Annotated in this window: 8 protein-coding genes and 1 pseudogene; 6 read left to right on the forward strand and 3 right to left on the reverse strand. The window is 28.2% G+C overall.

Annotation, left to right across the window (positions count from 1 at the left end; all coding sequences use genetic code 11):
• Positions 1-51: 51 nt before the first annotated feature.
• The gene (gene mnmG, locus CAMP5118_RS06435; RefSeq protein WP_337216892.1) at positions 52-1905 is read right to left on the reverse strand and encodes a tRNA uridine-5-carboxymethylaminomethyl(34) synthesis enzyme MnmG; all 1854 of its coding nucleotides are present in this window, start codon (positions 1903-1905) and stop codon (positions 52-54) included.
• Positions 1906-2029: 124 nt separating this feature from the next.
• On the opposite strand from mnmG, the gene ribE reads away from it, so the two are divergent.
• Genes ribE through CAMP5118_RS06450 form a run of 3 tightly spaced genes read left to right on the forward strand, consistent with a single transcriptional unit; the run spans position 2030 to position 3478 of the window.
• On the forward strand, positions 2030-2638 hold the full coding sequence (ribE, locus tag CAMP5118_RS06440) for a riboflavin synthase (protein WP_337216893.1): 609 nt from the start codon (positions 2030-2032) through the stop codon (positions 2636-2638).
• The gene (gene pgeF, locus CAMP5118_RS06445) at positions 2602-3270 is read left to right on the forward strand and encodes a peptidoglycan editing factor PgeF (RefSeq protein ID WP_263679730.1); all 669 of its coding nucleotides are present in this window, start codon (positions 2602-2604) and stop codon (positions 3268-3270) included. Before ribE ends, pgeF begins: the two co-directional genes overlap by 37 nt.
• 1 nt (position 3271) lies before the next feature.
• A complete protein-coding gene (locus CAMP5118_RS06450) occupies positions 3272-3478 on the forward strand; it encodes a hypothetical protein (protein WP_337216894.1) in 207 nt (68 codons plus the stop codon).
• A gap of 2 nt (positions 3479-3480) precedes the next feature.
• On the opposite strand, the gene CAMP5118_RS06455 is transcribed toward CAMP5118_RS06450, so the two are convergent.
• Positions 3481-4734, reverse strand: a complete 1254-nt coding sequence (locus tag CAMP5118_RS06455) for a sensor histidine kinase (protein WP_263679732.1) — start codon at positions 4732-4734, stop codon at positions 3481-3483.
• On the reverse strand, positions 4697-5362 hold the full coding sequence (gene dccR, locus CAMP5118_RS06460) for a two-component system response regulator DccR (RefSeq protein ID WP_047208461.1): 666 nt from the start codon (positions 5360-5362) through the stop codon (positions 4697-4699). Before dccR ends, CAMP5118_RS06455 begins: the two co-directional genes overlap by 38 nt.
• Before the next feature lie 123 nt (positions 5363-5485).
• On the opposite strand from dccR, the pseudogene CAMP5118_RS08100 reads away from it, so the two are divergent.
• From CAMP5118_RS08100 to CAMP5118_RS06470, 3 genes and pseudogenes are all read left to right on the forward strand, one after another.
• A pseudogene (locus CAMP5118_RS08100) lies at positions 5486-6072 on the forward strand (bacteriohemerythrin).
• Between the two features lie 80 nt (positions 6073-6152).
• On the forward strand, positions 6153-6716 hold the full coding sequence (locus tag CAMP5118_RS06465; RefSeq protein WP_337216895.1) for a bacteriohemerythrin: 564 nt from the start codon (positions 6153-6155) through the stop codon (positions 6714-6716).
• A gap of 10 nt (positions 6717-6726) precedes the next feature.
• Positions 6727-6948 carry a CopG family transcriptional regulator gene (locus CAMP5118_RS06470; RefSeq protein ID WP_337216896.1) on the forward strand — a complete coding sequence of 74 codons (222 nt, stop codon included), beginning with the start codon at positions 6727-6729 and terminating at the stop codon, positions 6946-6948.

Raw genomic sequence — 6948 nt, forward strand, 5'->3', positions numbered from 1 at the left:
CAAAAATAAATGTTTGTTTTAAATCATAACAATAGATAAATTTATTATTATCTATTGTTTTTTCATTTTGATATAAATATGTAAAATATCCAAAGCAGCAGGAGTAATACCGCTAATTTGCGAAGCAGCAAAAATAGTCGGTGGATTAAATTTTTGCAGTTTTTCTACTACTTCATTACTCAATCCACTCACACTTTTAAAGTCAAAATTTTCAGGGATTTTCAAATCATTTAAATTTTTCATTTTTTCAATTTGTGCTTTTTGCATTGCAATATAATGATAATATTTTGCTTCATTTAAAATTTCATTTAAAGAATACTCATCCATATTTTTAAACATTTCATCCAAAGCTTTTAATTTTTCTATATTAAAACTAGCTCTTGCAACAATTTTTTGCAAACTCACTATTGAAGTAATCTTTTCCTCTTCAATGCTTTGTAAAAATTCATTATTTTGCTTACTTGGTGTCCATGTAGTTTGAAGTAAAAACTCAAGTCCTTTATCAACATTTTGTTTTATATTATCAATATATGTATAATCTTCTTGACTTAAAAGTTTAAAATTATATCCATATTCTCCAAGTCTTAAAATGGCATTTTCTTCTCTTAAGAGCAGTCTATACTCAGCTCTTGAAGTAAACATTCTATAAGGCTCTTTAGTGCCTTTCATCACTAAATCATCAATCAACACCCCTATATAAGCCTCATCACGCCTTAATACAAAAGGATCTTTTTCATCAATTGCTAAAACCGCATTCACTCCTGCCATAAAACCTTGCGCAGCAGCTTCCTCATAACCAGTGGTTCCATTAATTTGCCCAGCACAATATAAATTTTTAATCTTTTTGGTTTCTAAAGTATGTTTTAGTTCTGTTGGGTCTATATAATCATACTCTATAGCATAGCCAAAACGCGTGATTTTAGCATTTTCAAAACCTTTTATACTTCTTAGCATTGCAATTTGCACTTCATAAGGAAGCGAGGTAGAAAAGCCGTTGATATAATATTCAGTCGCATCTTTAGTTTGTGGTTCTATAAATAAATGATGACTTTCTTTATCACCAAAACGATTAATCTTATCTTCTATAGAAGGACAATATCTTGGTCCTATACCTTCAATTTGCCCTGTAAAAAGCGGAGCACGGTAAAAATTACTTTTTATAATCTCATGTGTTTTTAAATTTGTTCTTGCTATATAACATGGAAGTTGATTGGGCTTGAAATTTTTTGTTTTAAAGCTAAAAGCTTTAGGATTTTCATCTCCAGGTTGAATTTCTAAAACACTAAAATCAATACTTTTAGCATCAACCCTTGGGCAAGTTCCTGTTTTTAATCTTCCTACTTTTAAACCACTTTGTTTTAAGTAATCTCCCAAATTTACAGATGCAAGCTCGCCTACCCTACCTGCTTGAAGCTTGGTTTCACCTATATGGATAAGTCCATTTAAAAAAGTTCCTGTTGTCAGTATGATTTTTTTGGCAAAATATGTATTTTCTAAATTAGTTTTAACGCCCTTAACTTCATCATTTTCTATAAGCAAAGACAAAGCTTGCTCTTGAGAGATTTCTAAATTTTCAAGTTTTAAAAGCATATTTCTAGCACAAATTCTATAAGCATCCATATCAATTTGCGCTCTACTTCCGCGCACTGCAACACCTTTGCTTTCATTTAAGATTCTAAATTGAATTCCAGCCTCATCGGTAATTTGCCCCATAAGTCCACCCATAGCATCAAGCTCTTTTACCAAATGTCCTTTTGCTAAACCACCTATAGCAGGATTACAACTTGCAGCACCAATTTGCTCGATTAAAGTAGTTAAAAGTAAAGTTTTTTTACCTATTCTAGCAGCAGCAGCACTAGCTTCAACTCCAGCATGCCCACCACCTATTACGATTATATCATACATATTTTGACCTCATTTTTATAAAAAAGGCAAAAATTATATAATATTTTTTAAAATAAAACACTAAAAATACTTTTTAAAATTTAAAAGTTTTAGATAAAATCTCGTAAAAAATTAAAGGTATTGAATGTTTAATGGATTAATCCGCGAATTAGCCTTTGTCAAATCATATCAAAACAACACTTTAAGATTAAAAGCAAACTACAAACCAAAACTAGGCGATAGTATTGCTGTCAATGGTGCGTGTTTGAGCGTAACAAAACTTTTTGATGATGGTTTTAACCTTGAACTTTCTTATGAAACAAGAACTCACATAGCTATTGAAAATTTAAAAGATTATGTACATATTGAACCTGCACTAGCTTATGGCGATAGAATAGATGGACATTTAATGCAAGGACATATTGATGGTATAGGTGAAATTACTAATATTTCTAAAAAAGAAAACGGAGTTGATTTTTATATTAAATGTCCTGATGATATACAAATTTATATGGCAAATAAAGCAAGTGTAGCCATAGATGGAGTGAGCTTGACTATCAATGAAGTTTTAAAAGATGGTATTCGTTTAACTATCATTCCTATAACCTTTAATGAAACCTTGTTTAAAAACCATACCATAGGAAGACGCGTGAATATAGAAAGTGATCTTTTAGCAAGATATATACACAGACAATTAAATTATAAAAAAGAAATTTCATGGCAACAAATAGACAAGATTACATCACTTTATTAGAAAATGATTTTGCAAAAGCTTTTGTAGCCTTTGATCAAGATTATAATATTTTTAGAGCAAAAATTTATGATAATATTTTTCCTTGGGAAAATTCAATAAAAAAGTGTATATTTTTAAATCAAATTCATTCTAACATCATCACTCATTATAATAAAGATTTTCACTTAAATGCTGATGGAATAATTAGCAATGAAAAAAATATAGCTTTGTGTATTTTAAGTGCTGATTGCTTACCTTTACTTTTATATGATGATGAAAATAAAGCCGTAGCAGCTTTACATTCGGGTAGAAAAGGTTGCTTTGAAAACATCTTAAAAGAAGCTGTTTTAAAAATGCAAAAAAGCTTTAACACTCAAACCAAGAATTTAAAACTCATTATTTCAGCAGGAATTTGTGCTAAAAATTATGAAATTAATGGCGAGGTTTTAAACTACAGCAAAGAAAAATTTGCACCTTTTTTACATGAAAATAAGCTTGATTTAAAAGCATTAGTTAAATTTCAAGCAAAAGAATTAGGTGTTAGTGATATTTTTGATATCAATCTTTGCACCTTTGATGATAAGAGATTTTTTTCTTATAGAAAAAACCAAACTCCAAAGCGCATTGTTAGCGTGATTTATTTAAAGGATTAAAATGTATGAAGTAAAAAATTTGCTTACTTTAAAAATTTTACAAAAGGCTAGAGAATTTGGTGATAATGACTTAAGCAGCGAAGTTTTAATCACTCAAATGCTAAATCATACCTCACAAACTCTAAATCAAAACGATACTAAAAATTTAAATGAATTTATCACAACACTTATAAATGCCAAAGAAAAGGCTAAAATGAGCAATAAATAATTTTAATTTTTCCAAGTTAAAATAAATTTTGTTCCTTTATTTAGCTCACTTTCTACTTTTATGTTAATGTTATGATCTTTACAAATTTTATCCACTAAAGAAAGCCCTATACCAAAACCACCTTGATTTTCATTAAATCTCGAATAACGCTCAAAAATGTTGGCCAAATTTTCCTTTGCTATACCACAGCCACTATCTTCTATTATAAGTCTTTGCTCCAAAAGCATTATTTTGATATGTCCATTTTTTACATTATATTTTATAGCATTATTAATAAGGTTATCAAACATTTTAAAAAACTGCTCTTTATTGGCATAAATTTTTCCATCATCTTTCAAGCTAAGTTCTAAGTTGATATTTTTTTGCTCCAAAAATATCTTAAAATATTCCATTCTTTCTTTAATCAAATCTTTTAAAAATATCCAATCTTTTTTTGCTTCATAAGCTTGAGAAAAATTTAAAAAAGTTAAATCTGAATACAAATGACTCAAAGTCAAAGCAGCTATTTTTACACGCTTTAAAGCTTTAACTTCTTCAAAATTCTTTTTTCTTTCTAAACCTTCTACACTCATTAATATCGCACTAATTGGAGTATTAATCTCATGAGTGGTATCTTTTATAAAATTATTTAAAAATCTTATTCTCATTTCTAAAGGCTTGAGTGCAAATTTTAGTATAAAATAAGCCATTATACTTACAAAAATCAAAGAAAAAACCATAGCCAAAGCTACTTTAAATCTTATAAATCCAAGTTCTTTGGAGATATCATCACCTTGTACTAAAACCCTCAAACGATTAACATCACCTAAGACCTCCAAAGCATCTTGTCCTTGAGTATTTGCAAGCAATAAATTATTTAAATTCACATCAGCTACATAAATTAGAGTGTTATTATTATAAATATTTGCGTTATTAAGTTTAAAAAATGTTGTTTGAGCAGGCAAGTCAAGATTAGAAAAATAAACTTTTGTTCTATCAAATATTGCAAATTTTATATTAGAAATTTGAGCAATTTTTCTAGCACCTTTTTCTATAGGCTCAAAACGTAACTTTTCCATTTGTAAAATTACAAAACGATGTTCTTGTCTTAATTTTATGCTATGTTCGGCTATTAATTCTTCTATTAACTTTGCATACCATACGCCAAAAAGTACTATAAGAACACTTCCTATACTCACTAAATACAAAGAAAGAATTTGCCATGCAACGCGCTTGGCTTCATACATAACAATACCCTCTTCCTCTTTGGTTGACAATACTATCTTTACCTAAAATTTTTCGTAAATTTTTTACATAAGCTCTTAAGCTAAGTTCACTTGGCTCCTGATCATACTCCCAAATTTCTTCAAAAATACAAGCAGTATCTATAAATTTACCTTTATTTTTTAAAAGCAAAGATAAAAGCTTTAATTCTTTTAAAGGCAGAGTTAAAGGTTTATCGTCTTGATATAAAGTTTGCGAAACAAAAGCAAACTTAAAACCATTTCCCAAGTCTTCATAATCTTCATTTTTATGAGCAAAAGAACGCTTTAAAATAGCATTAATTCTTATTTTTAACTCCTGCAATTCAAAAGGCTTTTTAATATAATCATCACAACCGCTTTCAAAACCTTTTTGTAAATCCATAGTAGTATTTAATGAAGTCATAAAAATAGCTGGAGTATATTTGCCAGCTTCTCTTAAATTTTTAAGCACACTAAAACCATCACCTTGTGGAACTTTTACATCTAAAATCCATAAATCGAAATTTTTCTCATAAGCTTTATCTTGTGCATCTTGAGCATTATCCACTAAAGTAACTACAAAACCTTCTTCTTCTAAAAATTCACTAACAATTTCTCCTAAATTAATATCATCTTCTAACAAAAGAATTTGTGTAGCCATTTTTAAACCTTTTTATTATACTTTACTTAAAACATTATATTTTTTTTGTGTAAATTGAGTGTGAATTTAGCAGAATTCAAGTCTGATATTTATATAATCTAGTATTTTATATTTAAGGCTCTTATATTACCTGAATGGGATCAAAAATACAGCATTAATAATGAAAAAATTGATGAACAACATAAAAAACTTTTTGAACTTGCTGCTAGAGTTGAAGAAATTTCAGATAGACCAATTTATCAAGTCGAACTTAAAAAATAGTTGCTGATTTTTTTCACTATATTAAAATTCATTTTCAAGATGAAGAAAACTACATGGCTGAGATTAATTATCCTTACTTAAACCAACATAAACTCATGTATAAACAAATCACAAAATCTATAATAAAACTCATACAAAACATAAAAAGCACCAATGACCTAAAATAAAAATTATACATAATGGTTAATTCATGGCTTATAGAACATATCATTTAGCATGATATGATGATATAGTATTGGAAACAAAGTACGCAAATAAAAAATTCTTCAGATAGCTTTGAAGAAGAAAAACCAAAAATAAAAAATTTCTTATATCAATGCCAATGCGAAGGTAGAATTCATAAAGTTCCTTATGAAATTCTTTTAAAAATACAATATTCTAAAGTACAATTTAAATGTAAAAAATGCTCTACTAATTTAATTTTATGTAAAGAAAAAACCGAAATTTAATAAAAATTAATCATAATTTAAAATATTGTAAATTATAATACATCAAGAACTCTCCCACAAACCAAACAAGGGGTTTTAGTATGTTACCAAAATGGTGCGACAAATATAGTATTCACAATGAAGAAATCGACAAGCAGCACCAAAAACTTTTTGAGCTTGCTGCCAATGTTGAGATGATTTCGGATAAACCTATTCACAAAGGACAGATTAAATTTTTACTTGCGGATTTTTTCAATTACATGAAAGAACATTTTGCCGAAGAAGAAAAATATATGGCAAAAATAGGCTATCCTGAACTTGCTAATCATCAAAAAATTCATAAAAGTATCATACAATCCATGATAGATTTGATCCAAAATTTAAAAAGTACTAATGATTTAAAAGAAAAACTTAATATAATTGCATCCAAATGGCTTTTAGAGCATATTTTAAGAGAAGATATGAAAATAGAAAAATGGCACCAAGCCCAACTTAGCAAAAAAAACAAAAATACAAACCTAGGTGAATTGCAAGAATTTTATGAATACATTTGTTCTTGCACAGATAAAATTCATAAAGTTCCTTATGAAATTCATCAAAAAATACAAACAACTAACACAAATTATAAATGTAAAGCTTGCCAAGAAGCAGTAAGACCAAAATAAAGGCTAGACAATGAATAAAAGATACACTCTAATTCTTTCAGAAGAACTTTACGAGCGCTTAAATCAAACTGCAAAATTTTCTAAAAAGAAAAAGGCTGAAATTTTACGCAATGCTTTAGAAAACTATCTTGATGAAATGGAAGATTTCGTTCCTGCTATAGAGGCTTTAGAAGATTTAAAAGATGGAGATAGTAAAAAATTAGACAGTGTTATTAAAAAATTAAAATGCTAA

Origin of the sequence: Campylobacter sp. LMG 7929, assembly GCF_024723595.1 — a bacterium.
Lineage (GTDB): Bacteria > Campylobacterota > Campylobacteria > Campylobacterales > Campylobacteraceae > Campylobacter_D.

Excerpts from the sequence above, each read along its gene's own strand:
- mnmG (WP_337216892.1), bottom strand. The coding sequence starts at position 1,905 with ATGTATGATATAATCGTAATAGGTGGTGGGCATGCTGGAGTTGAAGCT.
- ribE (WP_337216893.1), top strand. The coding sequence starts at position 2,030 with ATGTTTAATGGATTAATCCGCGAATTAGCCTTTGTCAAATCATATCAA.
- pgeF (WP_263679730.1), top strand. The coding sequence starts at position 2,602 with ATGGCAACAAATAGACAAGATTACATCACTTTATTAGAAAATGATTTT.
- CAMP5118_RS06450 (WP_337216894.1), top strand. The coding sequence starts at position 3,272 with ATGTATGAAGTAAAAAATTTGCTTACTTTAAAAATTTTACAAAAGGCT.
- dccR (WP_047208461.1), bottom strand. The coding sequence starts at position 5,362 with ATGGCTACACAAATTCTTTTGTTAGAAGATGATATTAATTTAGGAGAA.
- CAMP5118_RS06465 (WP_337216895.1), top strand. The coding sequence starts at position 6,153 with ATGTTACCAAAATGGTGCGACAAATATAGTATTCACAATGAAGAAATC.
- CAMP5118_RS06470 (WP_337216896.1), top strand. The coding sequence starts at position 6,727 with ATGAATAAAAGATACACTCTAATTCTTTCAGAAGAACTTTACGAGCGC.